21 protein-coding genes are annotated in these 26,088 nt (G+C 55.0%); 12 read left to right on the top strand and 9 right to left on the bottom strand.

Going from position 1 to position 26,088, the window contains the following annotated elements; genetic code table 11:
- Nucleotides 1-22 precede the first annotated feature (22 nt).
- Both FFI61_RS07775 and FFI61_RS07770 read right to left on the bottom strand, forming a co-directional pair.
- Entirely contained in the window at nucleotides 23-2,020 is a 1,998-nt protein-coding gene (locus FFI61_RS07775; RefSeq protein ID WP_200369836.1) for an ATP-binding protein, read from the bottom strand.
- The gene (locus tag FFI61_RS07770; RefSeq protein WP_227714725.1) at nucleotides 2,017-3,804 is read right to left on the bottom strand and encodes a sensor histidine kinase; all 1,788 of its coding nucleotides are present in this window, start codon (nucleotides 3,802-3,804) and stop codon (nucleotides 2,017-2,019) included. Before FFI61_RS07770 ends, FFI61_RS07775 begins: the two co-directional genes overlap by 4 nt.
- Nucleotides 3,805-3,906: 102 nt before the next feature.
- On the opposite strand from FFI61_RS07770, the gene FFI61_RS07765 reads away from it, so the two are divergent.
- From FFI61_RS07765 to FFI61_RS07745, 5 genes are read left to right on the top strand one after another with little or no spacing between them, the layout of a single operon-like run.
- Nucleotides 3,907-5,565, top strand: a complete 1,659-nt coding sequence (locus FFI61_RS07765) for a diguanylate cyclase (RefSeq protein WP_200369835.1) — start codon at nucleotides 3,907-3,909, stop codon at nucleotides 5,563-5,565.
- Between the two features lie 40 nt (nucleotides 5,566-5,605).
- Nucleotides 5,606-6,754, top strand: coding sequence for an HDOD domain-containing protein (locus FFI61_RS07760; RefSeq protein ID WP_200369834.1), 1,149 nt, complete (start codon nucleotides 5,606-5,608; stop codon nucleotides 6,752-6,754).
- The gene (locus tag FFI61_RS07755) at nucleotides 6,744-7,142 is read left to right on the top strand and encodes a response regulator (protein WP_200369833.1); all 399 of its coding nucleotides are present in this window, start codon (nucleotides 6,744-6,746) and stop codon (nucleotides 7,140-7,142) included. The genes FFI61_RS07760 and FFI61_RS07755 overlap by 11 nt, the downstream gene beginning before the upstream one ends.
- A 56-nt stretch (nucleotides 7,143-7,198) precedes the next feature.
- Nucleotides 7,199-7,528 (top strand): DUF2288 domain-containing protein, encoded by a 330-nt coding sequence (locus FFI61_RS07750; protein ID WP_200369832.1) that lies wholly within the window; start codon nucleotides 7,199-7,201, stop codon nucleotides 7,526-7,528.
- Nucleotides 7,528-8,439, top strand: a complete 912-nt coding sequence (locus tag FFI61_RS07745; protein ID WP_200369831.1) for a lysine exporter LysO family protein — start codon at nucleotides 7,528-7,530, stop codon at nucleotides 8,437-8,439. The genes FFI61_RS07750 and FFI61_RS07745 overlap by 1 nt, the downstream gene beginning before the upstream one ends.
- A 20-nt stretch (nucleotides 8,440-8,459) precedes the next feature.
- Here the strand turns inward: FFI61_RS07745 and FFI61_RS07740 are convergent, their stop codons facing one another.
- Nucleotides 8,460-9,668: an HD-GYP domain-containing protein gene (locus FFI61_RS07740; protein ID WP_200369830.1), complete on the bottom strand. Its 1,209-nt coding sequence runs from the start codon at nucleotides 9,666-9,668 to the stop codon at nucleotides 8,460-8,462.
- Nucleotides 9,665-10,474, bottom strand: coding sequence for a TatD family hydrolase (locus FFI61_RS07735; RefSeq protein WP_200369829.1), 810 nt, complete (start codon nucleotides 10,472-10,474; stop codon nucleotides 9,665-9,667). Before FFI61_RS07735 ends, FFI61_RS07740 begins: the two co-directional genes overlap by 4 nt.
- 160 nt (nucleotides 10,475-10,634) lie before the next feature.
- Here FFI61_RS07735 and FFI61_RS07730 point away from each other — a divergent pair, with 160 nt between their 5' ends.
- Both FFI61_RS07730 and FFI61_RS07725 read left to right on the top strand, forming a co-directional pair.
- A complete protein-coding gene (locus FFI61_RS07730; protein WP_200369828.1) occupies nucleotides 10,635-11,906 on the top strand; it encodes a D-amino acid dehydrogenase in 1,272 nt (423 codons plus the stop codon).
- On the top strand, nucleotides 11,903-13,150 hold the full coding sequence (locus FFI61_RS07725) for a methyltransferase (RefSeq protein ID WP_200369827.1): 1,248 nt from the start codon (nucleotides 11,903-11,905) through the stop codon (nucleotides 13,148-13,150). The genes FFI61_RS07730 and FFI61_RS07725 overlap by 4 nt, the downstream gene beginning before the upstream one ends.
- Nucleotides 13,151-13,182: 32 nt before the next feature.
- Here the strand turns inward: FFI61_RS07725 and FFI61_RS07720 are convergent, their stop codons facing one another.
- Nucleotides 13,183-14,397 carry an OmpA family protein gene (locus FFI61_RS07720; protein WP_200369826.1) on the bottom strand — a complete coding sequence of 405 codons (1,215 nt, stop codon included), beginning with the start codon at nucleotides 14,395-14,397 and terminating at the stop codon, nucleotides 13,183-13,185.
- A gap of 164 nt (nucleotides 14,398-14,561) precedes the next feature.
- Nucleotides 14,562-16,841, bottom strand: coding sequence for an ATP-dependent helicase (locus FFI61_RS07715; RefSeq protein WP_200369825.1), 2,280 nt, complete (start codon nucleotides 16,839-16,841; stop codon nucleotides 14,562-14,564).
- 225 nt (nucleotides 16,842-17,066) lie between these two features.
- Here FFI61_RS07715 and FFI61_RS07710 point away from each other — a divergent pair, with 225 nt between their 5' ends.
- From FFI61_RS07710 to FFI61_RS07700, 3 genes are all read left to right on the top strand, one after another.
- On the top strand, nucleotides 17,067-17,444 hold the full coding sequence (locus FFI61_RS07710) for a DUF2237 family protein (RefSeq protein WP_200369824.1): 378 nt from the start codon (nucleotides 17,067-17,069) through the stop codon (nucleotides 17,442-17,444).
- Nucleotides 17,444-19,600 (top strand): tRNA(Met) cytidine acetyltransferase TmcA, encoded by a 2,157-nt coding sequence (locus FFI61_RS07705; protein ID WP_200369823.1) that lies wholly within the window; start codon nucleotides 17,444-17,446, stop codon nucleotides 19,598-19,600. The genes FFI61_RS07710 and FFI61_RS07705 overlap by 1 nt, the downstream gene beginning before the upstream one ends.
- 70 nt (nucleotides 19,601-19,670) lie before the next feature.
- A complete protein-coding gene (locus FFI61_RS07700; protein WP_200369822.1) occupies nucleotides 19,671-20,378 on the top strand; it encodes an ankyrin repeat domain-containing protein in 708 nt (235 codons plus the stop codon).
- Nucleotides 20,379-20,399: 21 nt separating this feature from the next.
- Here the strand turns inward: FFI61_RS07700 and FFI61_RS07695 are convergent, their stop codons facing one another.
- A complete protein-coding gene (locus FFI61_RS07695; protein WP_200202321.1) occupies nucleotides 20,400-21,503 on the bottom strand; it encodes an enoyl-CoA hydratase/isomerase family protein in 1,104 nt (367 codons plus the stop codon).
- Between the two features lie 220 nt (nucleotides 21,504-21,723).
- On the opposite strand from FFI61_RS07695, the gene FFI61_RS07690 reads away from it, so the two are divergent.
- Complete coding sequence (locus FFI61_RS07690) at nucleotides 21,724-22,059, top strand: c-type cytochrome (RefSeq protein ID WP_200202320.1); 336 nt, start codon at nucleotides 21,724-21,726, stop codon at nucleotides 22,057-22,059.
- Nucleotides 22,060-22,083: 24 nt separating this feature from the next.
- Here the strand turns inward: FFI61_RS07690 and ppnN are convergent, their stop codons facing one another.
- Nucleotides 22,084-23,466, bottom strand: coding sequence for a nucleotide 5'-monophosphate nucleosidase PpnN (gene ppnN, locus FFI61_RS07685; protein WP_227714723.1), 1,383 nt, complete (start codon nucleotides 23,464-23,466; stop codon nucleotides 22,084-22,086).
- Nucleotides 23,467-23,576: 110 nt separating this feature from the next.
- On the opposite strand from ppnN, the gene thiI reads away from it, so the two are divergent.
- A complete protein-coding gene (thiI, locus tag FFI61_RS07680; RefSeq protein ID WP_200369821.1) occupies nucleotides 23,577-25,031 on the top strand; it encodes a tRNA uracil 4-sulfurtransferase ThiI in 1,455 nt (484 codons plus the stop codon).
- A gap of 3 nt (nucleotides 25,032-25,034) precedes the next feature.
- Here the strand turns inward: thiI and FFI61_RS07675 are convergent, their stop codons facing one another.
- Complete coding sequence (locus FFI61_RS07675; protein ID WP_200369820.1) at nucleotides 25,035-26,048, bottom strand: histone deacetylase family protein; 1,014 nt, start codon at nucleotides 26,046-26,048, stop codon at nucleotides 25,035-25,037.
- Nucleotides 26,049-26,088 lie beyond the last annotated feature (40 nt).

The following is a 26,088-nucleotide window of genomic DNA, read 5'->3' as shown; positions in this document are numbered from 1 at the left end:
CCGAAAGGGCTGCCGGTTTTTTTTATAGCTTTCCATTTACTGACACAGGCAGGCGTATCCAGAAGGTTGCACCCTGGCCGGGCAAAGACTCAAAGCCGACTTCGCCGCCCATTATGGTGATCAATTCGCGGGTTATAGCGAGCCCAAGACCGGTGCCACCCTGGCTTCGGGTATCGGAGCTGTCGGCTTGGGCAAAGCGCTGAAAAATCGAACTTCGGAAGGCTTCCGGAACACCCTCTCCGCTGTCTTTTACGGAAATAGTGACCGTTGGAGACCCTTCCAGTATCTGTTGTTGCGCCGACACGTCGACGCGGCCCTTATCGGGAGAGAATTTTATGGCATTGGATATCAGGTTGTTCAGACCCTGCAGCAGGCGCTGACCGTCTACAAATATCTCGGTCTTGGGGGTGTCCGGGGCAAGGTGGACCGTTATTGCCCGCTGGATGCCATAAGCCTGATTTTCGCTCACGGCCTGTTCAAGCAAAGGCAAGAGAGGCTGGCGATGCATACTGATGTTGAGCTTTCCTGTGACCAGCTTTTCGATATCCAGAAGGTCGTCGATCAGTCTGGCCAGTTGTTTGGCATTGCGTTGGGCAATGTCCATCATATCCTGTGCTTTCTGAGGAAGCATACCGGTAGCACCCCCGGCCAGAAGCCCTATAGCCCCTGTAATTGAGGTGAGCGGCGTGCGCAGCTCATGGCTTACGGTCGATACAAACTGGTTTTTCATGCGTTCTATTTTTTTACGCTCTGAAATATCTTCCAGAAGAACCCATAGCAGTTTTCGGCCGGCGGAATCGAGTATCAGCATGGCATGAACGATGGCCGGATAGCTGTTGCCGTAACGGTCTACCACTTCTTGTTCGAGAGGTCCGAAATAGCCTCTCTGTTGCAGTTGCTCCAGAACCTCGGCTTGTTTCGATAAATGGTCAGGTGCAAGCAGTTGGCGGTAGCCGAGATTCAGGAATTCCTCCTTGCTGTAGCCAGTCGATTTGAGCATCGAGGCATTTACGTTAATGATTTCACCAGTGTGGTAGTCCGCTAAAATGATGCCGCTGGGCGCCAGCTCGAACAGTCGCCTAAGCTGCTGTTCGCTTTCCTCGAGCCCCAGAAGAGCCCGCTTTTTTTCGTCAATGTCTTCCAGGTAGCCGTGCCAGATGATACTTCCGTCAGAGAGCTTTTGAGGTGTGGAATGCCCTTCAATCCAACGTATTCTGCCCTCTGGCTGGCGAATCCGGAACTGGATAGACCATGTGCTCAAGTGCTGCGATGATTCCTTGATACTGTCCACTACAGCAGTGTAGTCCTCGGGTTCGACCATCTCGAAAAGTGCTGCTGCATTATCCCGGGCCTGAGCCGGGGTGACACCAAAGGTGCGCTCAATGCCCTTGCTACTGAAAGGGAATGACATGCGCCCATCCGGGAAGAGCCGGAACTGATAGAGGCCGCCGGGTACCAGATCTGCAAGCTGTTTGAGCATGATCAGAGACTCATTCTGCTTTTGCAGTTCCTGCTCCCGATAGTGAATAGCCAACTCCCGGGCGCTGATTTGCTCTTCTATACAGTCTGCTATATCGCGCAGGCACTGGAGATCTTCTTTGCTCAGTTTACGGGGTATGCGATCAATAACGCACAGGGTACCCAGAGCATAACCATCGGCACTGTGCAGCGGTGTGCCGGCATAGAAGCGGATGTTCGGGGCGCCGGTTACCAAAGGATTATCGCGGAAGCGTTCGTCCGTACTGGCATCTTCTACCAGCAGGGGCTGACCGATCAGAATGGCGTGGCCGCAAAATGAAATACTTCGCGGGGTTTCGCTAACATCCAGCCCAACACAGGATTTAAACCATTGTCTGTCGCGATCAATCAGGGAGATCAGGGCAATAGGAACATCCAGAAGCCTTGCGGCCATGCGGGTGAGCCGGTCAAATCGGGCTTCCGGAGGGGTATCTAGAATCCTTAGTTGATCCAGCGCAGCTTGCCGATCGCTTTCGTTGGCAGGCACTTCGGGCTCTTTCATGATGTTGTGCCCTCTGGTGAGACGTTGCTGTCCAAGGGTAGTTCAACCCAAAAGTGTGCGCCATTATCGTTGTAAAAGCCGACAGTGCCGTTCAGAAGGCCGGCAATCTGGCGGTTGATGGCCAGACCCAGACCAGTACCATTTGTTGCACGGGTAGTGCCCACTTCTGCCTGGGAGAAGCGATTGAAAATCTGGTTTTTAAACGCCGTCGGAACGCCTTTGCCCTGATCGCTTACCGTAATCCGCAACTTGCGTTGGTCAGTTTGTTCTGCGTGGAGCGTCACCAGGCCACCTTTTGGTGAGAACTTGATGGCATTGCTGACGAAATTGTCCAGGATTTGCCGCAACCTGTGGCCGTCGGTGTGCAGTGGTACCTCGGGAATGTCCGGGGCGGCGAGCCTGACTCCGAACTCCCGGGCCATGGTTTCGTTTCCGCAGACAGTTTCTTTCAGCAATTTGGGCAGGTTCTCGGACTGAAAACTCACCCGCATCTTGCCACTGGATAGCTTATTAAAATCGAGCATGTCGCCGATGAGCAATTGCAGGCGTTCGCCGTTGCGCAAGGCCAGCGTCACCATCTCTTTGGCGCGCTCAGGTAATTCGCCCGTGGTGCCGGATTGAAGCAGGCGCAAGGCACCATTCATGGAGGTCAGAGGTGTTCTCAGTTCGTGGCTGACATTGGATACAAAGTTGTCTTTGAGCCGGTTGTTGGCATCACGCCCATCCATCAGTTGGTTAAACGCCTGTGCCAGGTCCCTCACCTCTGGAGCACCTTGTTCATCGAGGCGGCGGGAAGATTCAGGTTTCTGGATCATCGACCGGATACGGCGGGTCATCCGGGTAAGAGACGCAGTTGTTGACCGAAGTGCCATGTAGGTCATCAGTAGAATGCCGAGGGTGACTGCGATACTGATCAGAAAGAATCGGCTGAATGCCTGCTTTGCGGGAGCGGTAGCCAGGGATTTGGGAACAGCACGGATAAACAGCCAGCCAAGGCGGTGCAAATGGCTTGTTGCATAGATGAGTGTTTCGCCTGTTTGGGTCTCAGCTTCACCAAAACGAATGCCGGACAGAGCGGCATCAATCAACAGGTCTTGCCCTGGGTCGGGCAGATCTTCGATCACTTCCCCGTTGGGGCCACCCTGGATAAACAGGAAGTTACCTGAGTCGACCACCAAAAATATGGCATCTTCACTTGCATCATTGCGCACGCGTTCGGGGATCAGAATTGATTGACTCATTACCAGGGTGCCGCACAGGAACCCCAGCAGCTCTCCGCTGCTGCTTTTGATAGGTGCGATAAATACCATAAGGGGTATGCCTGTTGTTCTGCCTATCAGAGGGCGACTGATAACCGGGCGCTGGGTTGCAATGGCCTTTGCCCAGTGGGGGCGGTCAGCGTAGTGGGTACCCAATCTGCCGGGCACGTATTTGTTCTCGGCAATCAGTACCGCTTCCGGGGTCATAACAGTCAGGCTGTGGGGGAAGAGATCCTCGAGGCTGTGCTGACCTTTCAGGAAATTCACAATCTGCTCCGGGGGTAACAGTTTTCCACTACTGCCCAGCAGGTCTGCGGATTGAGACAATACTCTGGTCCGGAATTCAAGATCCTGGCTTACCAGGCTGGATATGTGGGCTGTTTCCTGCTCCTGTTGCGCAGTCAGGTTATTTGAGAAATCTTCGAGCAAAGCGCTGTATGCGGCGTAAATAACAGAGCCAACGGTAGCCAGGCAACCAAACAGAACGATTATGGCCAGGCGGGTGCCCAGAGATAAATGATTCAAAGCGAACTCCTGTCTGGCAATTTGCATTAAAACTTGCTTTGATTGAACCGTAATTCAAACCGAATTCACAGCGTTTGCACGCGATAATTAACAAGAGCCCTTATGCCTGAAAGCCCTTCGTCAGAGGTGCGGAAAAAACTGGAGACTCTTCGTAATCGTTTTCAGGATAAAACGATAGGTGAAATCGAAGGTTTGGTCGCCAGTATCTTCAGCGCCTCCCAGCATCAGGAAACCATTGATGAGCTGGTTGCTGCCTATCAATTGTTGCACAGGCTTGCGGGATCTGCTGGCACTTTGGGTTTTACACAGCTGGGTGAGCAGGCAAGGACACTTGAGCTGGCTATCAAGCCTTTGGCTGATCAGGTTACCGAAGGGATTGAGAAGCATCATATCCAACTGCAGTTAAAGGAATTGCTGGCAGGTGGCTTTGACAAGGATCTGATTGGGCTTCGCAGTTTTCTGGGAGTGGCTGACCCGGTTTCAACCGGGTGGCACAAGCCGACGCCCGTGGAGTCTGACAATCAGTTTGTTTTGTTGATTCTGGACCCGGATCAACAGCATGGTCATCTGGTATCCCAGGGTTTGGCGCTCTACGGCTACGAGGTTCGCAGTCTGAGCAGCGCAGAACAGTGGACCGACAGCATGGATGATGTCGATCTGGTTATGATTCGTGACACTTTGTTGCAGGACGAGGGGGCCAGCTGGCTACCCAGGCTGCACAAACTCCCGGTGATTTGCTTCAGTGAGGCCCATGACTTTGCCACCCGCTACAGGCTGGCGCGTTTGAATGTCGATGCCTGTATTGACGGTGCTCTGGATATACCTGCGCTTGCAGACCAGGTAGAGCAGCTTCTGGCAGAAGGTGTGGCAACGCTGAGTGGCAAGGTAATGATTGTTGACGACGATAGAGAACTGCTTGAACACTATCGCGTTGTACTGACCAGTGGCGGCATGCAAGTACGAGCGTTTGATGACCCCTCCCGCCTGCTGTCGGAATTGGCGGAATTCCGCCCGGATATACTGCTCATGGATGTGCAAATGGGGCAATACGATGGCCCCATTCTGGCCCGGATGCTTCGGTTTCAGGCTGAGTGGCTGAGCCTCCCGATTATTTTCTTTTCGTCTGAGGCAAACCGGGATTTGCAGCTGGATGTTCTGGCTCGCGGTGGTGATGATTTTGTTACCAAACCTGTGTCCGATGAGTTTCTTCTACGCACAGCGAGAATTCGCTGCTTTCGCGCCCGGCAGCTCGACAAGCTGGTTTCGCTCGACAGCCTTACGGGTCTGTTGAAGCATGCTCTGGCGAAAACAGAACTTAATCGGGAGCATGCCCGTTGTACACGCAGTGGGCATAGCTCGGTTGTCGCCATGCTGGATCTGGATCACTTCAAGCAGGTCAACGACTCATATGGGCATGGTGTCGGCGATATGGTGATCAAGGCGTTATCAAACCTGTTGCGCCACCGGTTGCGCAACACGGATATTATTGGCCGTTATGGTGGAGAAGAGTTCGTTGTCGTGTTACCCGAGTGTTCGCTGGAGAAAGCTGTTGAGGTGCTTGAAGCGCTGAACCAGGACTTCGCCCGGCTGGTGTTCAATGGTGGCAGCGAGGAGTTTGCAGTGACCTTCAGTGCCGGAGTTGCTGCATTGAACGACTATGAGACGGGGGAGGAGGCTATAGACGCCGCCGACCGGGCCCTCTACCAGCGTAAGCGCGCAGGGCGCAATGGCGTTACTGTCGCGACTGCAGAGCATTCTTGAGACCAATTTTTATTTTTAATTGCAAACTGAGAACGTCGCGATGTATGTGTTGATTCTCGAAGATGATGAGCTGGTTGGCGACCTTCTTGAAACTGTTGTCGCCGGGGCATACCCGGGTGCCGTTATCCGGCTTTTCACACAGGTGCAGTCGGCAATCAGCAACTGGCAGAAAAAGCCGGCGGATCTGGTTATTGCTGACTGGAATCTCCCGGATGGCTCAGGGCTTGAATTGATTCGCGCAGTGCGGCAAACCAGCCGGGATGTTCCAGTGCTGATGATCAGCGGTCGTGCAGATCGTGACTCTATTCTGGCGGCCGCCCATCTGGGCATTAGCGGCTACGTGAGCAAACCGTTTCAGGTGGATATGTTGCACAAGAGGCTGTTAGAGCTGCTGCCCGCACCCATCGATCTGGATGGCACCTTCAGCACACTGGAAGAAAAAATGGAGGCGGCCTGCAACTCTGCAATCCAGTTGCCGGGCGAGATAGACACTGCCGCCTTGCTGGAACTTGTTGAAAAACGTGATGAACTGGATGCCGTTACCCTTGCCGAACATTGGAAGACCGACCCCGCTCTGAGTGCAAAGATGTTGGATGTGGCGAACAGCGCTTCTTTTCGCCGTTCCGGCACATCTGTAAAAACCCTCAGAGAGGCGATCAGTACGATTGGTATTGCCATGGCATTGAATCAGGCAATGGCATTATCTCTGGATATTGCAGGTAAGCTTTCTTGTAAGCGTTTGGCTGAAAGGGCGCAGCAGGAACAGGAGCAGGCCTTGAGGGTTGCGGAGGTAGCCAGTGGACTGGCCCGGAGAATAGGCGACGCGCCGGCACCTTATTACACCGCCGGCCTGCTGAGTCGAGCGGGGGAGTTGGCGGCTTTGAAGATTCTGCAAAACCAATGCGACGAGAGCGGTGAGCAACCAGAGGCTGAGCAAATTGACTCTGCCATTGCATATTGGGCAGAGAAGCTGGGCAATCGAATCAAAGTCCAGTGGCGGTTGCCACTCGACCTCAGGGAGTTGATAGGCGCTGTCTATTTCGTTAGCAGGGGCAATGTCAGCCAGTCGAAGTTGGTGATGCGAGCAGCGGCTCTGCTGGCGGCCGGCCAGGCAGACGATCCCGAGTGCATTACTTTGTTGAGACGGCTGGGGATTGAGCACAAGGAGGATCGCCGCGATGCCACCTGAAAATCTGAAACGAATTCTGATGGTAGAGGATGAGCCGGATATCCGAACCGTTGCGGAGCTTGCTCTGGAGGCAATTGGCGGGTTTGAGCTCACGGCGTGCGAATCCGGGCAGCAGGCGCTGGAACAGATCGAGGAGTGCCGGCCCCAGTTAATTGTTCTTGATGTAATGATGCCGGGGATGGATGGCCCGGCAACCTTGAAAGCCATCCGTAGTCTTCCGGATTACGCCAGAACGCCGGCGGTTTTCATGACTGCCAAGGTTCAGAGTGACGAGGTGCAAAGCTACCTGGAATTGGGTGCTGCCGGAGTCATTCCCAAACCATTCGACCCACTTACGCTGGCGGACCAGATAAGGGATATCTGGAACGAGGCCTGTGCAATCGGTTAAGCTCTTGCCGGTTAAGTTCTTGCTGGTTAATACAGTCGCTACTGCAAAAGGTTGTTATGTCGTCTTCCCAAAATAACGATGAAACCAAAGCCAAGCTCAATCTGGAAACCTCCCGCATACGTTGGCACGAGTTGCAAACCTACTACGCCCGAGGGCAGATTGTGCGTGTCGGCCAAGCGTTGGACCTGTTGGATGTTGCCTGTGAACTCACCGCAGATAACCGCGCCTTGTTCGAGCAATGGCTGGCAAATGGCGACGTGGGGGATGTATCTCCTGATCTGGCTCGTACCTGGTACGACCGCAATACAGAGCTCTGGGCTGTGGTTGTGGCGCCCTGGGTACTGGTTCAGGACCGCTCTGAGCCTTCTGACGCTTCGGTGCATTGATGCTCACCGGTGCCCTGCTGATTCTTGCTCCGTTGTTTTTTGGTTTTGCCCTGTCCCTCGAAAACCGGCGCCTGATGACCGTTATTCATTACACGGTGGAAGCTCTGGTGTATTTCATTCTGGCTCTGCTGGGGTTGGGGCTGGGCCAGATGGAAGGCCTGACGAGCCAGCTAGGCACAATGGCCAGCCAGATGGCAATTTTGGTGGTTGTTTTGTTTGCAGCTAATATGACCGGGTTGTGGCTGTTCCACCGCTGGCGGCCTATGGTGCCAGAGCATCGAGAGAAGCCAGCTGGTAGTACGGGTTACGTGAGGCTGTTTATGGCCGCACTCAAGCCATTGATGGCTGTTCTGGCTGGGTTATTGGCGGGTTATTTCCTTTTGCCACCGCTGCCGCAAGCAGAGCAGCTGGCTACCTGGTCATTGATGCTCCTGTTGTTTTTGATTGGCCTTCAGCTGCGTAATGCAGGGCTCTCGCTGCGAAAGCTCCTGATGAACACACAGGGATTGGGGATTGCCTTGATGCTTGTGGTTAGCTCTCTGCTGGCAGGTGTCTTGCTGATACCCGTATTGGGGTTGCCATGGCACGATGTGCTTGCTCTGGCCTCGGGGTTTGGCTGGTATTCTCTCTCTGGCATTGTGATTGGTGATGCCCTGGGTCCCGCTTGGGGCGGTGTGGCATTTATGAACGATGTGCTGCGGGAAATTATCGCCTTGGCGATCATACCTTTGGTGATTGGCAGCCGGCCGGCTATGGCCATTGGCTACGGCGGGGCCACGTCCATGGATTTCACCTTGCCTGTTATCCGCAGTAATGGTGGGTTGAGTTGTGTACCCGTTGCTATTGCGTCGGGCTTTTTGCTGTCGTTTCTGTCGCCGGTTCTTATGGGTGTTTTTCTGTCTTTTGGTTAGCCGAAAGAAATGGCTATCGCTCAGCTGAGGAAGGGGCGTACGTCGATTTTGTATTGCTCAGGGTCAACGGCGCGTAGTATCCGATCCTGGTTACCGGCTTTCGACAGATCAATAGTTGTAACCGTAATCGGCATCCGGAACTTGGTGTGGTACATCACCCTGACCACGGGTAGGCGCTGATCTTCTTCATTAATCTCGACCACCACGCCAAGCCGTCCGCTATCCAGCAGCACAAGTGAGCCTACCGGGTACAAGCCCAGGCAGCGTATGAATTGTCTTACCAGAGTGGGGTCAAGATGATCGCCGCTCCACTCCAGCAGCTTCTTCAGGCCCTGCGAGGGTGTCATGCCTTTGTGGTACACCCGGTCGGCGGTAATGGCGTCATACACGTCCGCAATGGCAACCATGCGTCCATACACCGAGATCTCGTCACCCTTCAGGCCCTCCGGATATCCGGAACCGTCCATGCGCTCATGGTGCTGCGCTGCTGTTATCACGGTGAGCTCACCAATACCCTCCGTTGCAGCCAGTATGTCACGGGAATGTCGGGCATGAAGTTTCATGACTTCATACTCTTGCGGTGAAAGCCGGCCGGGTTTGTGCAGAACCTCATCGGGGGTGAGAATTTTGCCCAGGTCGTGGAGCAGGGCGCCCATAACTATCTGGTGCATCACATCAGCTGAGAGTTTTCGGTATTGTCCGAATACGGTCATGAGCACGCTCAGATTTACCGAGTGCTCAAGTAAGTAGTTGTCTTTTTCGCGAATACGTCCCAGACAACTCAGTGCGTTGGCATTCCGTGTCACTGAGCTTTGCAGTTCGTCTGCAAGCTTGTGGATAGGTGCCACATCAACAGGCGTGCCCAGCTTTGCGCTATGCATGAAACTGTTCACCAGATCTTGAGCTTCCGTATGAATGCCCAGAGCATTTACCATTTCTTCAGAAAGAGGCACGCGAGGTTTAATGCCGGGTTTTAATTCACCTGCATTTTGCAGTTCTGCTTCATTGCGCGAGTCTACTTCTGCCGCAGTTTCCGAGTCCTGGCTATCTTTACCCTTTTCCACGTCGATATAGACAAACTGTACGCCCATCTTGCGGATTTTTTCGATAGTTTCATCGCGCTTGATAACACCCCGCCGGCGCTGGGAGTTATGAGGAATCCAATCGTTGTTGAGGTCAGTAATGTACATGCCGACCTTCAACGCGGAGACGGGGATGCGCTTGATCATGGGGCAGAGAAGAACGTTTTCAGACTGTTTTGGTAAGTCTGGACAATGACTTCTTCCAGAGGCAGTTCTTTCACTTCGGCAATTCGTTCAGCGATGAAGGGAAGGTAGAAAGGCGCATTCTCGCGGCCGCGATAGGGCACTGGTGTGAGAAATGGCGCGTCGGTTTCCAGAAGTATCTGGCTGATGGGAGTCATACGAACAATATCCCGCACGTTCTCTGCCTTGTTGAAGGTGGTGATACCATTAAAGCCCAGGTTCCAGCCCTGATCCAGTGCGTACTGTGCAAGACCCGGGCCGGAGGTGAAGCTGTGAATCACACCGCGTCGCTTGAGAGCTTGTTCGAACTCTTTGAGTATAGCGATTGTATCCTCATCTGCATCCCGGCTATGGATAACCACCGGACGGTCACTGTCGCAGGCAATCTGGAGTTGTCGCCGGAACACGTCCCGCTGAACAGCGCGATCTGCGTTGTCATAGAAGTAGTCCAGCCCAATCTCGCCAACCGCAACGATCTTGTCGTCCTGGGCGTGGGTGCGGATTTCTTTCTCTACGGCATCGTTGTAGCTTTCCGCCTCATGGGGGTGGATGCCTTGAGTGCCATAAAGCCACGGAGCCCGGGTACTGAGCTCGCGTACAGTTGCCAGGTTGCCCGGTGCCACAGCAATGGTAATCACCTTCTCGATGTTCACCCGCCGGGTTTCTTCCAGAATTTCCTCCAGGGGACGATCCTTGAGGTAATCCAGATGACAGTGGGTTTCAATAATCGGATGGTCGAATACGGGAATCTCGCGACGTTTCTTACTCATGGGCTGATGCTAGGCTCCAATACAGGCAGTCGGTTCAACTGCTATTCTGGTGTTCGAAGCTCTCAAGTTTATCAGTTGCCCATACATAGGCCTACATTGTCTCGTAGGGGCTTTCCTTGATGGTTGTTGTTGCTCGGGATTGATTCAGGTGGAGGTGTAGATGCACGTTGTTGTTATTGGTGGTGGCGTTGTGGGTGTAACCACAGCCTGGGAACTGAGCCGTCGTGGGCATCAGGTGACGGTGCTTGAACGCCATGGCGCGGCTGGGGATGAAACCAGTAAGGGCAATGCGGCCCAGCGCTCTTATGGTGTTGTGTATCCTTGGGCAGACCCGAGCATGGTTTTCAAGGCATTGCCCTGGCTTGTGCAGCAGGATCGCCCTCTCAAGCTCCGAATGCCGCCTTCTCTTGCGGCCATACAGTTTATGTTTTCAACGCTGCGCTATGCGTGGTCGCCTGGCCTTTTTGGTTTTAACAAGCGCGCTATGTTGCGCCTCGGAAGTCACTCCCGCGAGCGGTTTCTGAAGTTGGAAAACGAGCTGAACCTGAAGTTTGATGGCGCTCACAAGGGTTTGCTGCACCTGGCCAGTACCCCGGAAGAGCTGGAAGTACATCGTGGCACACATCGAATACTGAAAGAAATGGGCGTAGCGTCCCGACTTCTGACGCCGGAGCAGGTCTACGAGGCAGAGCCCGGAATGGCGAGAACCGGGCCACTGTATGGCGCGCTCAGTTACGATACGGATGGCACCGGCGATTGCCACCTGTTCACCAGGGCGCTTGCCAAAGCCTGTGAAGATAAAGGTGTTAAATTTCGTTACAACGTTCAGGTGGAGCAGCTAACTGCCAGCAGCCAAAATGTTGAAATGGTGGTTCTGCGTAACGAGCGTGGGCAGACAGAGGCTTTGGCTGCCGATGCCTTTGTGGTCAGCGCGGGCTGTTGGTCCCCGGAGTTGGTTCGGCCTCTGGGCCTGAAGCTGCCTATATACCCAATCAAGGGTTACAGCATTACGGTGCCCTTGAAAGACCCGGGCAAAGCGCCTGCTACCACCATTCATGATGACAACTACAAAGTTGTGTCTACGCGCTTGGGGGATCGATTGCGTGCAACCGGCTTTGTTGAACTGGCTGGCTTCAATCGGGATATCCCGGAAGCGCGAATAGCGACCATTCGAAAATCGGTTGAATCCCGTTATCCGGGCTGTGCAGATCTGGATCTGGCAGAAACCTGGACAGGGTTTCGACCTATGACTCCCGATGGCCCTGCGATTATCGGTCGCGGTCCGCGCCGTAATCTTTACCTGAACACCGGGCACGGTACCTTTGGGTGGACGTTGGCGGCGGCCAGTGCGGATGTGATTGCACAGGTAATTGACGGCGAAGAACCAGCTGTTTGCCTGGATGCATTCCGCCCGGGACGCTATCAGGAGTGACTGCTCGCGCGCCCACCGAGAGCTTCTTTTCTCGGTGGCAAACCCTCAATGATTGGTTGATAAAACATCGTTCCATCTGGCAGCCAGCTCCGTTTACGGAGCTGCGACCAGCCTGGGTTGAAAGCCATCCCGGGCTCGCGCAGATGATTGCAGGGCTCACCGGTGACGAATGCGCTGAGCTGGACGATGAGCCTCAAAAGCTGGCAGACATCGCTTCCCGATATGTGCCTGATCTGGCTCTGTATGCCCCTCTGACGGATTATCCAGACTTGGCACCGGAGTATTCAGATGTTTTGGCAGCAACGCTGCCGGAAGTCAGGGCAACCGATATGCCCGGGCGTAAGCGCGAGCAGGCGGGTGCATTTGCTGCCGCGCTGAAGCCTCTGCAGCAACCGATTCTGGATTGGTGCTGTGGCAAGGGGCACCTGGCTCGAACCCTGGCTGCGCAGAGCCAAAACGACGTGGCAGGCTATGAATGGAATCCGGAACTGGTCGCCGAGGGCAATCGGCTTGCCGCGCGTTTCGCGGATGCAGTTCAAATAGACTGCCAGGATGTGATGGCGAAGGATTTGCCCGTTCCCGAGAACGTTCACGGGGTCGCACTCCATGCCTGTGGAGACTTGCACCGGCAATTGCTGAAGCGGGGCGTTGTTGCTGAGCTAACACGACTAAGTGTGTCACCGTGTTGCTTTCACAAAACCGTTGAGGGCATTTATACGGTTCTTTCAGAAAGTGCGGCTACCCATGAGCCGAAGCTTGTACTGGACCGCAGCGACCTGCGCCTGGCAGTAAGGGAAACGGTAACAGCTCCGGCCGGAGTCAGACAGCAAACAAGAACGTTAAGTCAGTGGCGCCTGGGCTTTGACGGTCTTCAGAGAGACCTGCGGGGCGTGGATCAATACCTTCCCGTGCCTTCGTATCCACCAGGTCTCATTCAAAAAGGCTTCCCTGAGTTTTGCCATTGGGTCGCCAGTAAAAAGCAGCTTTGTTTACCGGCAAACACGGATTTCGAGTTCTGGCTTGCCTATGGCGTGCACCGCCACCGGGAAGTTCGCCGCTATGAGCTTATCCGACATCTTTTTCGCCGGCCTTTGGAATTATGGTTGGTGCTGGATTACGCGGTTTATCTGGAGGAGCAGGACTACTGTGTGCGGCTCGGTCGTTTTTGTGATCGATCGCTGACACCGAGAAATTTGTTGCTGGATGCGGTCAAAAAGAAAGGCGCCCGAGGGCGCCTTTGCTGACTTCATTTGCCTGTGTTCAGACTATTGCCGAATTAACGACGAACCTGAATACGCGCTTCAACCCGACGGTTTTCAGCACGGCCAGCGGCGGTGGCGTTAGTGGCAACGGGCTCTTCAATGCCATAGCCTTTGGCGCTCACGCGGGCGGGATCTACTCCCAGAGGACCAGTCAGGCGGCCTGCAACGGCTTCAGCACGACGCTGTGACAGGAACAGGTTGTAGCTTGCCTTACCGGTGTTATCGGAGTGGCCAGCAATTTCCACGATGGTCTCGGGGTTCTCATTCAGGAAGTCTGCAACACGGCGAATTTCCGCATCGTAGCTATTACCGATTACAGAGCTGTTGGTCGGGAACTGAACCTCAATGGTAAAGGTCTCGATGGTTTCGGTTACGCCTTCACAACCGGTTGCGTCTACTGTGGCGCCGGCAGGAGTGTTCGGGCAGAGGTCCTGGCTATCAACTACACCGTCGTTATCGCTATCCAGTTCACAACCGCGGCTGTCTACCTGGGCACCTGCCGGAGTGTTAGGGCAGGCATCACGAGCATCGGCTACGCCATCGCCATCTGCGTCTGGCTCACAGCCAGTGCTGTCAACGGTTGCGCCAGCTGGGGTGTTGGGGCACTGATCACGGGAATCGGGTACGCCGTCGCCGTCTGAATCAGCCACGCGCTGAGGTGCAGGCGCTGGCGTTCCAGCAACAGTGCGATTGAACGCAAAGCTGATACCGAGAGACACCTGGGTATCAAAGGTGCTGTCATCGATGCCGTGGAACTCACGCAGGTCGCCACGAATAGATACTGAATCTGATACGTTATAACGGAAACCAGTACCCACGTTTACGCGGGTTTCATCATGGTCAGTGCCCGTTGTGCTATAGCTGATGGTATCGCCCTTGCCAAACTCGGCATGCCCGGCGCCAACAGAGACGTATGGGTTCCACGCTTTGTCTTGAGGTGCGAAGTAGTAGATGCCGTCAATGCGAATCTCTTCAAAATCAGAAGAGCCGTCTACGTATTTTCGGTCTGCATCTGCGCGCGAATAAATGGCTTCGACCGCCCAATTTGGTCTGAAGCGGTATTCCAGTCCGGCACCAAACGTGCCGGTCTCGCTCAGATCACGGTCATCATCAAAAAGTTGGAAAGCGGCAAAAGGGTTGATATAAACCGTCTCTGTGCGGTCAGCCAAGGCTGGGGTAGCAAGAGTGCCGGCGATGGCGGCCATTGCGATAGGGCGCATGATGTTCATGCAGAACCTCCTGTTCGGTTATTATTAAGCATACTGAGTAATCAGGATGCTCACTTATCTATGCAATTTAAGCTAAAGAACTACAAAAAACAAAGAATTGATAATTAAGCTTACATTAGGAAATGTACTTGTGTCCGGTGCGGTAAGCTCTACCAGACAACATGTTACGAGGGTGGAAGGCTGAAATAGAGATGTGCACTTTTTTTACTGAAGTTCATTTTTTCACCGCCATTAAAATGCACCTCAAAAGAACCCTCGTCTTCAGCAACAACAGTACCTGTTCCGAAAATGGAATGACTGAGGCGTGATTGATGCCATAGGGGAGAGGTGCGGTTTGTATTTGTATGAACGCCGCCTTCCAGGGTTACGCCTTCCTGTAGTGCATAGCGTGAGCTCACTGGCGTGAGGGGGGCTGTCAGTGTCAGTGAGTGATCGGAATCTGGCGTCCGTTCATCCAGCCAACACCCGAACTCCGTCGCCAGATCAAAACAGAATTCTTCCACAAACCGACTGGGCCCCTGATCGCCATCCAGATGGGGCTGCTTGCTCACTGGGCGCGTGATCAGATGCAGTGATTGCCGGGTGCGTGTCATGGCAACGTACAACAGCCGCCGTTCGCTTTCGAGAATGGCCCGGGCATCGTCCTGTGGGCGCGGGCTGTGTGGGAGATACTTCTCCTGCAGGCCGGGTATGATTACCCTCTGCCATTCCAGGCCTTTGGTGCGATGTATGGTGGACAGCAAAACCCCCGCACCGCCCTGCTTTTCATTGGCCTGTTGGCGCAGGGCTTTGAGGTGGGCAAGCGCCCCTTGTGCGTCGGCACCCAGGCCTTTCAGGTATTCACGGAAGCCGTGAATGGTATCAATGCGTTCCTCCGCGCTGTCATAGGTCAGCGCCAGGCTGCGAACACCCTCATACAACTCGGTGTGCTCTGCGTAGACAGTAATCAACCCTGCTGCCGGGCCTGAATAACCGCGCAATTGTTCCAGAACCTCACCCAGCTTGCGCAGTTTGCGCGCCGCCATGGGCGCCAGTGCACCAAAATCCAGTGCCAGCAAGCGCTCGTGCCAGCCACCGGCGAACCCCGCGAGAAAACGGGCCAACTGCTCCAACTCCGGCTCTTTAAGGCCAACATGAGGGAAGCGCAGAAGCTGGCGGGCCAGTTCCAACCGGTCTTCTTTCGGCAGTTTTTCCAGCGCGCCGGACACCACTTTCAGCAACGCTGTGATGGCCTGAACTTCGCGACTGAACAGTGCCCCTTTGCCCGCATCAATGCGATAGGGAATCTGCTGTGCCAGCAACTTTAGCTCGATAGGCACACTCTGGCTCCAGACCCGGAACAGAATCGCAGTATCGGCCAGTGCGCTCTCTGGTTCCTCGCCAAGTATCTGTAGTACGGCATCCGCGTCATTCTCCACCCGATGCAGAGCAATCTCCGTGGCTGGCGTGGAAGGGTGGGAATGGCACAGCACATCCTTGCGCCCGGTGTTGTGGCAAATCAGATGGTTGGCCAGCAGAGCCACGCGATGGCCATAGCGGAAGGTGTAGCTGAGGGTTTGTTCCAGCGGGCTTTCAAACTCGTCGCTGAAGCGCTTGAGAATGAACTCCGGCTTGGCACCGCGGAATTCGTAAATAGTCTGGTCCGGATCTCCCACCACGGTTACCCGGGCCCGATCGCCTGCCACATAACGCAGCAGCAGGTGCTGAATTTCGTTGGTGTCCTGATACTCGTCCACCAGAATCAGATCCATCTTGTTACCCACCAACCGTTGTAACGGTGGGTTCTGGTGTATGGCCATCACCGGTTCGTACAGCATATCGGAAAAACTGATCCGGCTTTGTCCTTTGCGCCACTGCTCGAAGCTGTGAAACAGATCAATCAGGTATCGGTGTTTTTCTGAGTAGCCCAGATCTTCAAACACTATTTCGGCGGGCGACAGGGTGGTTTTCACCATGTCGATAAACCCGGTGGCTGTCTCTACAAAATCTTTCTTGTTGCGCCTTATCTCATCCGCCAGATCTTCTGGCGCCAGCCTCCGTATTAACAGCCAGACCTGAAAGCTGATTTCCTGCTCGGTCAGTATTTTTTCAGAGAACCCCGGCAGGTAACCTTCCTGAACAAACCGCTTATACAGTCGCAGCCCCATGGCGTGATAAGTGCGTATTTCAGGCAGTACTAACCCGCTTTGGTGACACACCTCTTGAAGCTTGCGCTCAAAATCCACCCGAGCGCTGCGGTTAAACATCAACACCAACATGCGCGCAGGGTCGTGCCCTTGCTGCAGCAAGTAGCGAATGCGCCAGGCCAGCGTGGAGGTTTTTCCACTGCCGGCGACAGCTGTGATTACCGAGTGCTCGTAGCCGGCGGTAATAATCGCCCGTTGTTCGTCGGTGAGAAAATCAGGCAGATCAAGGGCGGGGGATTCAAGGGTCTTTGTTGGCATAGGTGCTATTGTACTGGCCAACTGGTAGCACGGGTACCTGTGCCGTTAACATGGCTGATTAACTAAGCGAATCCACCTCATTAGTTGGAGGGCAGCGAGGCAGAACCTTCTCCAAAATCGTGCGGAGCCATGGATGGCGGAGCCGAGCGTACATGGATGTATTCACAGCGTATTTTGGAGAAGGTTCTGCCTCGCTGCTAACTCCCAAAGCCGGAGAGAGTAAACATGGAAACTGAAAAATCGATAAACGTACTTGGGGAAAAGCTGGAAACCTGTAGCACCGATCCGGAAACCGGCTTTTACCGGGATGGCTGCTGCAATACAGGGCCGGATGATCACGGATCGCATACTGTATGTGTTGTGATGACCGCCGAGTTTTTGGAGTTCTCCAAGTCTCGTGGGAACGACCTGAGCACGCCAGTGCCTGCGTTCGGGTTCCCCGGCCTGAAAGCCGGAGACGGCTGGTGCCTGTGTGCAGCTCGCTGGCATGAAGCTTTTGAGGCGGGCAAGGCCCCTCGGGTGCGGTTGCGTGCAACGCATCAGGCGGCGTTGGCGCACTGTGATCTTGGTGATCTGAAGTCTCATGGAATAGACCTCAGTTAATGAGTCCTGAAACAGAAACCTTTTCGCCAGACCTGGACGCATGGCGTTCTCTTCAAGCCGAACTTGCGGCTGCAGGGCAGCGGCGGCTGGTGTTGGTGGAAGGGGCTCGTGATCCTGCCACGCAGTGGTTGCAGGCACTGCTGCCAGCTTTGGAGTTGGAAGGCGGGCTTTGGGTTGGAGGGGCTGGTGATGCCCCGGACAGTCGCCTGACCAGTATTGAGTCCGCTAAGACGCGCCAGTGGCTGGGTCGGGAAACGTCGGTCATTGTATGGGATGGCTGGCGGGGCAATCCGCCGGATGGGTTTGCAGCGCTTTCGGGCACGCTGAAGGCGGGTGGTTTGTTGTTCTGGTTGATGCCTTCGCTGGAGGAGTGGGGGCATTTTGCTGATCCGGATTATTCCCGAACGGGTCTGGATCACGATGAGTCGCATCCTTTTGCGAAGCGAATGGCGGGCATTCTGGCGAAAGATTCGTCGGTGATCCGGGTGCAGCTCGGTTCGCCTCAGGTGTTGGTTCTGCCGGAGCTGCCCAGAGTGACGTCTGAGTTTACTGTAACCACAACACCGGATCAGCAAGAGCTGATCCGTAAGCTGGTGGCTTTCGGGCTTGGGCGCAGGCGTCGGCCAATGGTGGTTACAGCCGATCGGGGCCGAGGAAAATCTGCGGCTTTGGGAATGGCTGCGGCACAACTGCTGCAACAGGGTCGCCGGAACATTCTGGTAACCGCCCCTTCTAGAGATAATGTAAACAGCCTGTTCAAGCATGCCCGGGAAACCCTGGGCGCAGACGTACTGGAGGCGGGCAAGGATCTGATTGAAACCGTGACAGGCGCTCGACTGCGCTTTTTGCCGATCCGGGATTTGTTGCGGGAAAAGCCGGAGGCTGAGGTGGTGATGGTGGATGAGGCTGCCGCTATCCCTGTGCCTTTGTTAAGGCGTGCTCTTTTGGGTTGGCCGCGGGTAGCTTTTGCATCCACTGTGCATGGCTATGAGGGTGCCGGGCGTGGGTTTGCTATCCGCTTTCGCCAGATACTCGATGAGAAAACGCCCCAGTGGCAGTCGCAAACGCTGTCTGAACCAGTGCGCTGGGCAGACGGAGACCCGCTGGAAACCCTCATATCTGATCTTTTCCTGTTGGGTGCCGAGCACCAGCCAGTTGAGCTGGCAGATACAGCGGCGAACCAAGTCATGATTGAGCCCTGGCAGCCAGCCCGGGCTTCCGAGGCAGAGCTGGCGGAGGCATTTGGCTTGCTGGTGGACGCCCATTACCGCACAACGCCTGCAGATCTCCGGCAGTGGCTGGATGATCCTGCCGCCAGAAGCTGGCGAGCCACTGTGAATGGACAGACTCTGGGCGTGCTATGGGGCGCTGTGGAGGGCGGGCTGAGTAACGATTTGGCAGCGTTGGTTGCCAGCGGCAGGCGCCGGGTGCGAGGGCATCTTCTGCCCCAGTCTCTGGCCAGTCATAGTGGGTTCCCGGAAGCGGCCAGCCAGCGAGGTTTGCGAATTATCCGCATTGCGGTATCGGCTCCTGCCCGGCGCTTTGGTCTTGGGAGTTGGCTGGTTGATGAAGCGGCCAAGAGTGCAGAGCTCGAAGGCCTGGATTTTACGGGCACCAGTTTCGGCGGCAATTCCGACCTTTACGCCTTTTGGGCATCCTGCGGACTGGAATTTGCGCGCGCTGGGCTGCAGCAGGAGGCTACCAGCGGGGAGTATTCGGTACAGATGGTTCTGGCTCACAGCGCAGGAGCAGCCACTTTGGTTCCGCAGGTGCGAGACCGGCTGGCGCGACACTGGCTGACGCTGGTGCCACTGAACTGGAAAGATCTGGAGCCGGAATTGCTGCTTGAGATAACCGCTGGCCTGCCATCAGGGCGCAGGCCGGATGCTGCAGACATCCGGGACCTGCAGAATTTCTCGGCAGGGTACAGGGGCTTTCAGCTGATGCTTCCGGTTTTGCGGGAGCTAAGCATGGTTTCCGGCGTTTCAAGTTGGCTTCGACGGCATGATGAGGCGACTTTGTGGTGTCGGGCAGTGCTTCAAAACGAGAGTTGGGGGGAGCTTCAGCGCGAAGGGTTATGCTCAGGACAGCGGGATGGCGAGGATCGTTTACGCCAGGTTACCCGTGAACTTCTGCAGAAGGGGCCAGAGTTGTGACCCGCTCGATTTAATTATCAGGGCCACCTGCTCAGAATAGGCCACACTTACCTGATAGAGACTGCTCGTTATGGCCAAGGGAATCGGCTTCTCCCACCAATCGCTCCTGCTATCTGTTTTTTTACTGGCGTCAGGCCTCGTTGCTGTGACCGGATGTGCTTCAAGAGAGGCTCCTGCCAATCTGGGTCAACAGGCAGAAATCGCGTTGGGATCAGATCTCTATCGAGCAGCAGCGAAAGCAGACTTTGATGCAGTCAAAAAGCTGAAGGAATCCGGTGCGCCGCTGAATACGCTGACAGGAAACGGCACACCGCTAATGGCGGCAGTGCAAGCAAAGGCGGATCGTGTCGTGTGGTACTTGTTAAGCCAGGGTGCAAATTCCGATCTTGCTGAAAGCGATCAGGTTACGCCGTTAATGGTTGCTGCAGAGCAAGGTGATCGCCGGCTGACACGTTTGCTGCTGTCTGCTGGTGCCAAGGTAAACGCGACGGACCTGAAGGGCTATACACCGGTTATGCGCGCTGCGGAGACGGGGCAGCTCTCGGTCGTGAAAATACTTCTGACCGCTGGGGCGAATGTGAATGTCAGCCAGGATGGGGAGTCACTGCTGATGAAAGTGGTTGCCACTGGAGACCTGCTCACTGCAGAAATGCTGCTTGCTGCAGGAGCAGATGTAAACTTCCGGGCAGAGAATGGTGAAACAGCGCTCGACGTGGCTCGCGCAAATAACCATCAGGATCTGGAAATGCTGCTGGTACAGGCCGGCGCTAATTTATAAAGCCTTCAGATTTAACCCATATTATTCAAGCTGCATGGGATCGGTCTGATCGTCCCATACCGGCGGGAAGTGAGTATCAATTACCGCATCGGGTACATCGCGAATGTCGGCGAATGACCATTGGGGGCTTTGGTCCCGGTCAATCAGTTTTGCTCGAATACCTTCTGCCAGATCGGGCCTGCGTACACATTCCCAGGCCATGGCCAGCTCCATGCGGAATACATCTTTCAATGACATCTGCTGGGCTTTTTGAAGCTGGTTCCAGACCAGCCAGGCCGATACCGGGCATCCGCCTTCGAGAGTCCTGACGTTGGCTTGCCACCACTCAGAATTGATAGGGGCAGCCAGCAGTTGATCAACGATCTCGGGCAGGCTGGAACCGGCGCACAGCCTCGCAATATCACGTTCGTGCAGCTCCAGGTGGCTGGCGGGGAGCGCCGGATAGTCCGGAGTTTCAGCCTGGCTCAACAAGCGAAACAAACGGTTGTCATCGGCTGCTCTGTTACCGCTCCAGCGCTCCGCCTGCAAGCTTGAGAGCAGTCCTTGATGGTTGGAGTCTGGTAATGCCATGTCTGCCAGCCCAACGCGCAGGGCGTCGCTCACATTCAGGTGAGCACCGGTCAGGCCCATAAATAACCCGAGGCGGCCGGGCAGGCGATTGAGGAACCAGCTGGCACCCACACCCGGAAACAGTCCAATGGATACGGCCGGCGTGGCGAGCGAAGCCTCTGGTGTAAGTAATCGGTACCGGCAGGCGGAAAACAGACCAAGTCCACTGCCCATGATGGGGCCATGCCCGATAGCAACGACGGGCTTGGGGAATCTGCGCAGAGCATAGATTAGTTCGTATTCGAGCCTCAGGATGCTGAAGGCGCCTTCTTTGTTTGTTGAGCCCGTTACTGATTGATAAAGCCCGCGCAGGTCGCTGCCCGAGCAGAATCCGGTTTTGTCTGAGCCGCGTATCAAAACAACACAGATGCGTTCGTCGTCAGCCCAGCGCGCAAGGCAATCCCTTAATTGGGCGATCATCACACTGGATAAAGCATTTAGCGTTGTAGGGGAGTTCAGGGTCAGTGAGCCGATGAGGCCCTCACGACAAGGAAGTTCTTGAACCTCTACAGACATTAGTGGAGTCTCCGGGTGATAAAACGCTTTCTGGTGCGGTTTTTTGTTTGCATAGCGTCTGTAACTGGATAAAAGTCAAAGATGGCGAGTCTTGAAGGAATCGCATTGATCTATGGCATTTGCGACATGTTACGTCTGTGCTATAACTTCTCGCCAGTTCTCTATTAGGTTTAGAATACCTATACGCGACACTTAAAACGATGATGAGAGGTTAATCATAATGAAACTTAAACACTATGCTGTTGCAGGTCTTTTCGCACTGAGCGCCGCCGTTCCTGCTGTAGCTTCTGCGGCTGGTAATGTAGAGGCAGGCAAGGCGAAGTCTGCAGTGTGTGCTGCCTGCCACGGCCAGAACGGTATTGCACAGATTCCGATGTACGCCAACCTCGCGGGCCAGCATGAGCAGTATCTGGTTTCTGCACTGAAGGCGTACAGAAGCAAAGAACGTAACGGCGGCATGGCGGCAATCATGCAGGGTCAGGCAGCTTCTCTCAGCGATGAGGATATTGCTAACCTGGCAGCTTACTACGCAAGTCTGCCAGCTGGCGGCAAGTAAGCGTTATTGCATTAGTACAGCAGCTCAGGCTGCTGTACTAATGATTCGGTAGCTTGGGCGATAAGCCGAAGATCCCGGTAGCTTCATGCGGTTATTGGCAACAAACTGTTCGAGCATAGCTTCAAGAGGCTTGATCAGGGACGGATCCCCAGTGATCTCAAAAGGTCCCTTCTCCTGCACCTTTCGGATACCCCCATCCTTTACGTTACCAGCCACTATGCCACTGAATGCCTTCCTCAGATTCGCAGCGATCAGATGGACCGGCTGATCACGGTGTAGCTCCAGGGCCAGCATGTTTTCGTGATCCGGCTCGAAGGGCATCTGGAATACAGGGTCGATTTTCAGCATCCAGTTAAAATAATACGCATCCTGCATCGCACGGCGGAAGGTTTCGACGTCTTTGAGTCCCTTTTTCATGGTCTGGGCCACCAACACGGGGTCATCGATAATAATTTCGTACTTTTTGGCGGCTTCATCCCCAAGCGCTGTGCGGATGAATTTGTCGATCATCTCGAAGTACTCAGCATTTTCTTTTCTGCCAGTGAAAACCACCGGGAAGGGCAGGTCAGCATTGTCCGGATGCAGAAGGATGCCCAGCAGGTAAAGAATTTCCTCAGCGGTGCCGACGCCCCCGGGGAAGACAATAACGCCGTGCCCGCAGCGCACAAAGGCTTCCAGACGTTTTTCAATATCCGGCATGATAATCAGTTCATTAACGATGGGATTAGGCGCTTCTGCACCAATGATGCCGGGCTCAGTAATGCCTATGTAGCGACCGTTTTTAACCCGCTGCTTTGCGTGGCCTATTGTTGCGCCTTTCATCGGGCCTTTCATGGCCCCGGGGCCGCATCCGGTGCATATACTCAGCTCTCGCAAGCCAAGCTGGTGGCCAACTTCCTTGCTGTACTGGTATTCCTCATGGCTGATGGAGTGCCCGCCCCAGCATACGACCAGATCGGGCTGCCGACCTGTCTTCAGAGCCCGGGCATTGCGCAGTATATGGAAAACCATGTTGGTCAGGTCTTCAGGCCCGTTGCCTTTCAGAATTCCTGCAAACTTGGGCGTGGAGTGGGTGTACACGATATCCCGCAGAACCGAGAACAGGTGCTCCCGAATCGCCAGGAGCATTTCATCATCCACAAATGCATGGGCCGGCGCGTTAATCAGCTCAAGCTTTAACCCTCGGGGCTGGGGTATCAGGCGTATATCGAAATCCGCGTAGGTCTGCATCAGGTCCTGGCAGTCATCGGTCACAGCACCGGTATTCAGCACAGCCAGAGCGCATTGCCTGAACAGCTGATACAAGCCGCCCTCGCTTTTATCTTTAAGTAGATTGACCTCGTGATTGGACAGTATTTCCAAGCTGCCCTCAGGGGATACGAGGGCATTGATGGTGGGTGCAGTCATGAACGGAAAAGCTCCTGAGTGTTGCGGTAATACCCGATTTTGAGGCATAACGCCGAAGCGTTACACTATGCGCTCTCCTGATCATACACCATTCGACAAAACGCCCATTTATGAAACTGCTTATTCGTCCTGCCTCTGAGGTTGCTATCAAGAGCAAGCCTGTTCGTCGTCGCCAGATGCGTCAGCTGCGCCAGAACATCCGTAGAATTCTGACCCGGCTTGACGAGGATATTGTCGTAGAAGGCAGCTGGGACCGAGTAGATGTTGATGTGCCCGAAGGCCGCGGTCTGGCGGGCGCGGTGGTGGATGAACTGATGCGTATCCCCGGTATTTCCACTATTCAGGAAATCGCCGCCTTCCCGCTTGTCAGCCTTGAGGATATTGCCGAAAAAGCCGTGGCAGCGTTCGCTGGCCGCCTCGACGGGAAAACCTTTGCTGTTCGGTCCCGGCGGCACGGAAAGCATGACTTCCGCTCAGTGGACCTCCAGCGTTTTGTGGGCAGCGAACTCTACCTGTCCGCATCGGGTGCCAGCGTTGATTTGCGCTCACCTGAAGTAGAGGTGCGTATCGAGGTGCGGGACGACCAGTTCCACATTGCCAATCGCAAACATCGCGGCTTGGGGGGCTACCCGCTGGGCAGTGTCGAGAATGTATTGACGCTGATCTCGGGCGGTTACGATTCGTCGGTAGCGGCCTATCTGATGCTGCGCCGGGGCATGCGTAGCCACTTTTTGTTTTTCAATCTTGGTGGTGTCGCTCACGAAGTGGGTGTACGCCAAGTGGTTCACTACGTGTGGAGCCGTTACGGAGCATCCCACGGCGCCAAGTTTATCTCCGTGCCTTTTGATGGTGTGGTGGAAGAGATCATGAAGTCGGTTAGTCACCGGCATTGGGGCGTGGTGCTCAAACGGCAAATGTTGAAGGCCGCGAGTGAGCTTGCGCGCAGCAATAACGCCGCTGGCCTGGTGACGGGTGATGCGGTGGCCCAGGTGTCGAGCCAGACATTGACCAACCTGAACGTTGTTGACCGGGCCAGCGACGAAGTGGTTTTGCGCCCTTTGATCGCGATGGATAAGGAAGCCATCATCAAGCTTGCACGGGAAATTGGCACCGAGACATACGCGCGCAACATGCCTGAGTATTGTGGTGTTATCTCCCAGAAGCCGACCACCCGGGCCCGTTTGTACCGGGTGGAAGCCGATGAGGCCGAGATGGATCCGCAGGTTCTGGTGCAGGCTATTGAAGCCCGTGAAGAGACGCTGGTCAGTGATTTGCTGGATACAACCACCACACCCGAAGATGTGGAGTTGGTAAAAACACCAGCGGTAAGCGACGTGGTTATTGACGTGCGCCACCCGTCGGAAGGGGAGCAGTCGCCTTTGATGCTCACTGGCAATGAGATTCTGAAAATCCCGTTTTACGAACTGAACCGAAAGGTCCCGGAACTTCCTGCCAACCGCCAGTATCTACTGTATTGTGATCGCGGCGCCATGAGCCGGATGCATGCGGTGCACCTGAAAGCAGAAGGGCACGAAAACATTAAAGTTTACGCGCCCGCGTCATAGGTTTTAGCTGCCCATCCCTTTGAAGAACTGCTGTACGTTCTCGCTCAGGCTATCCAGATCATAGCCGCCTTCCTGCACGACCAGTGTAGGGAGGCCGAGCTGGCGCATGTGAGTGCCAAGTCTGCAAAATCCCTCCGAGGTTACTGACACTTTGGCTTGAGGGTCGTCTTTATAGATATCAAAGCCGAGGGTCAGAATCAGTGCATCCGGCTGGAACAGCTTGATGGCCGCCATAGCCTCCTCCACCTTCGTGAAAAAGTCGTCCTCTGATGAACCATGGGGCATGGGCAGGTTGATGTTGTAACCGTACCCCTCACCTTCGCCACGCTCATTCTCAAAGCCAGACACCACCGGGTAGAAGTTGGTCGGGTCGCCGTGAATGGATATGTAGAGCACATCGCTGCGCTCATAGAAGATTTCCTGAATGCCCTGGCCGTGGTGCATGTCGGGATCCAGAATAACCAGACGAGGGAACCGGGATTTCATGTGCTCGGCGGCAATGGCGGCATTGTTGAGATAGCAGAAGCCACCTGCGGAATCCTTACGGGCATGATGCCCTGGTGGGCGGCACACCGCGTAGGAGGTGCGATCTCCTGCCATGAGTGCGTCGGCGGCAGCCAGAGCGGTCTGAGCCGACCAGTAGGCTGCTTCCCAAGTGTGCTCCCCGATAGGGCTACTGCCATCGGCCTGGTACCGGGCCGCTTCTGCCAGGATGCCTGTCAGGTGGTTCGGGGAGCGAACGAAGATGTTGGACATGACTTCCTCGCCCCAATCGTCCATTTCCTTCCAACGACGGTGAGCTGACTCGAGAAAGCGCAGATACCCCAGATCGTGCACCTTGGCAATCGGCCTGGCTCCCTGGTCAGAAGGCTGCAATACCGGTATTCCTGCCGCTTTCAAACCCTCCAGCATTTGGTGGGTGCGATCTGGCACCTCTTGAGGCTGACGCATCTGACCCCGGGTGAAGTAGGATTGGGGGGAATGCTTGTCTTGAGCTGGATGGAAAAATGCTTTCATTATCCGACCTCCTGGTTTCCGGTGCTGCTGCGGTATTACC

This window comes from Marinobacter sp. DY40_1A1, from assembly GCF_016597815.1.
GTDB lineage: Bacteria > Pseudomonadota > Gammaproteobacteria > Pseudomonadales > Oleiphilaceae > Marinobacter > Marinobacter xiaoshiensis.
Note: the sequence above shows the minus strand (reverse complement) of the source record. Positions and strands in the feature narration are given on the sequence as shown.

Coding starts and splice junctions, on each gene's coding strand:
- FFI61_RS07695 (WP_200202321.1), bottom strand. CDS start 21,503: ATGTCTGTAGAGGTTCAAGAACTTCCTTGTCGTGAGGGCCTCATCGGC.
- FFI61_RS07690 (WP_200202320.1), top strand. CDS start 21,724: ATGAAACTTAAACACTATGCTGTTGCAGGTCTTTTCGCACTGAGCGCC.
- FFI61_RS07715 (WP_200369825.1), bottom strand. CDS start 16,841: ATGCCAACAAAGACCCTTGAATCCCCCGCCCTTGATCTGCCTGATTTT.
- FFI61_RS07755 (WP_200369833.1), top strand. CDS start 6,744: ATGCCACCTGAAAATCTGAAACGAATTCTGATGGTAGAGGATGAGCCG.
- FFI61_RS07720 (WP_200369826.1), bottom strand. CDS start 14,397: ATGAACATCATGCGCCCTATCGCAATGGCCGCCATCGCCGGCACTCTT.
- FFI61_RS07760 (WP_200369834.1), top strand. CDS start 5,606: ATGTATGTGTTGATTCTCGAAGATGATGAGCTGGTTGGCGACCTTCTT.
- FFI61_RS07710 (WP_200369824.1), top strand. CDS start 17,067: ATGGAAACTGAAAAATCGATAAACGTACTTGGGGAAAAGCTGGAAACC.
- FFI61_RS07700 (WP_200369822.1), top strand. CDS start 19,671: ATGGCCAAGGGAATCGGCTTCTCCCACCAATCGCTCCTGCTATCTGTT.
- FFI61_RS07775 (WP_200369836.1), bottom strand. CDS start 2,020: ATGAAAGAGCCCGAAGTGCCTGCCAACGAAAGCGATCGGCAAGCTGCG.
- ppnN (WP_227714723.1), bottom strand. CDS start 23,466: ATGACTGCACCCACCATCAATGCCCTCGTATCCCCTGAGGGCAGCTTG.
- FFI61_RS07740 (WP_200369830.1), bottom strand. CDS start 9,668: ATGATCAAGCGCATCCCCGTCTCCGCGTTGAAGGTCGGCATGTACATT.
- FFI61_RS07745 (WP_200369831.1), top strand. CDS start 7,528: ATGCTCACCGGTGCCCTGCTGATTCTTGCTCCGTTGTTTTTTGGTTTT.
- FFI61_RS07705 (WP_200369823.1), top strand. CDS start 17,444: ATGAGTCCTGAAACAGAAACCTTTTCGCCAGACCTGGACGCATGGCGT.
- FFI61_RS07765 (WP_200369835.1), top strand. CDS start 3,907: ATGCCTGAAAGCCCTTCGTCAGAGGTGCGGAAAAAACTGGAGACTCTT.
- FFI61_RS07735 (WP_200369829.1), bottom strand. CDS start 10,474: ATGAGTAAGAAACGTCGCGAGATTCCCGTATTCGACCATCCGATTATT.
- FFI61_RS07675 (WP_200369820.1), bottom strand. CDS start 26,048: ATGAAAGCATTTTTCCATCCAGCTCAAGACAAGCATTCCCCCCAATCC.
- FFI61_RS07730 (WP_200369828.1), top strand. CDS start 10,635: ATGCACGTTGTTGTTATTGGTGGTGGCGTTGTGGGTGTAACCACAGCC.
- thiI (WP_200369821.1), top strand. CDS start 23,577: ATGAAACTGCTTATTCGTCCTGCCTCTGAGGTTGCTATCAAGAGCAAG.
- FFI61_RS07750 (WP_200369832.1), top strand. CDS start 7,199: ATGTCGTCTTCCCAAAATAACGATGAAACCAAAGCCAAGCTCAATCTG.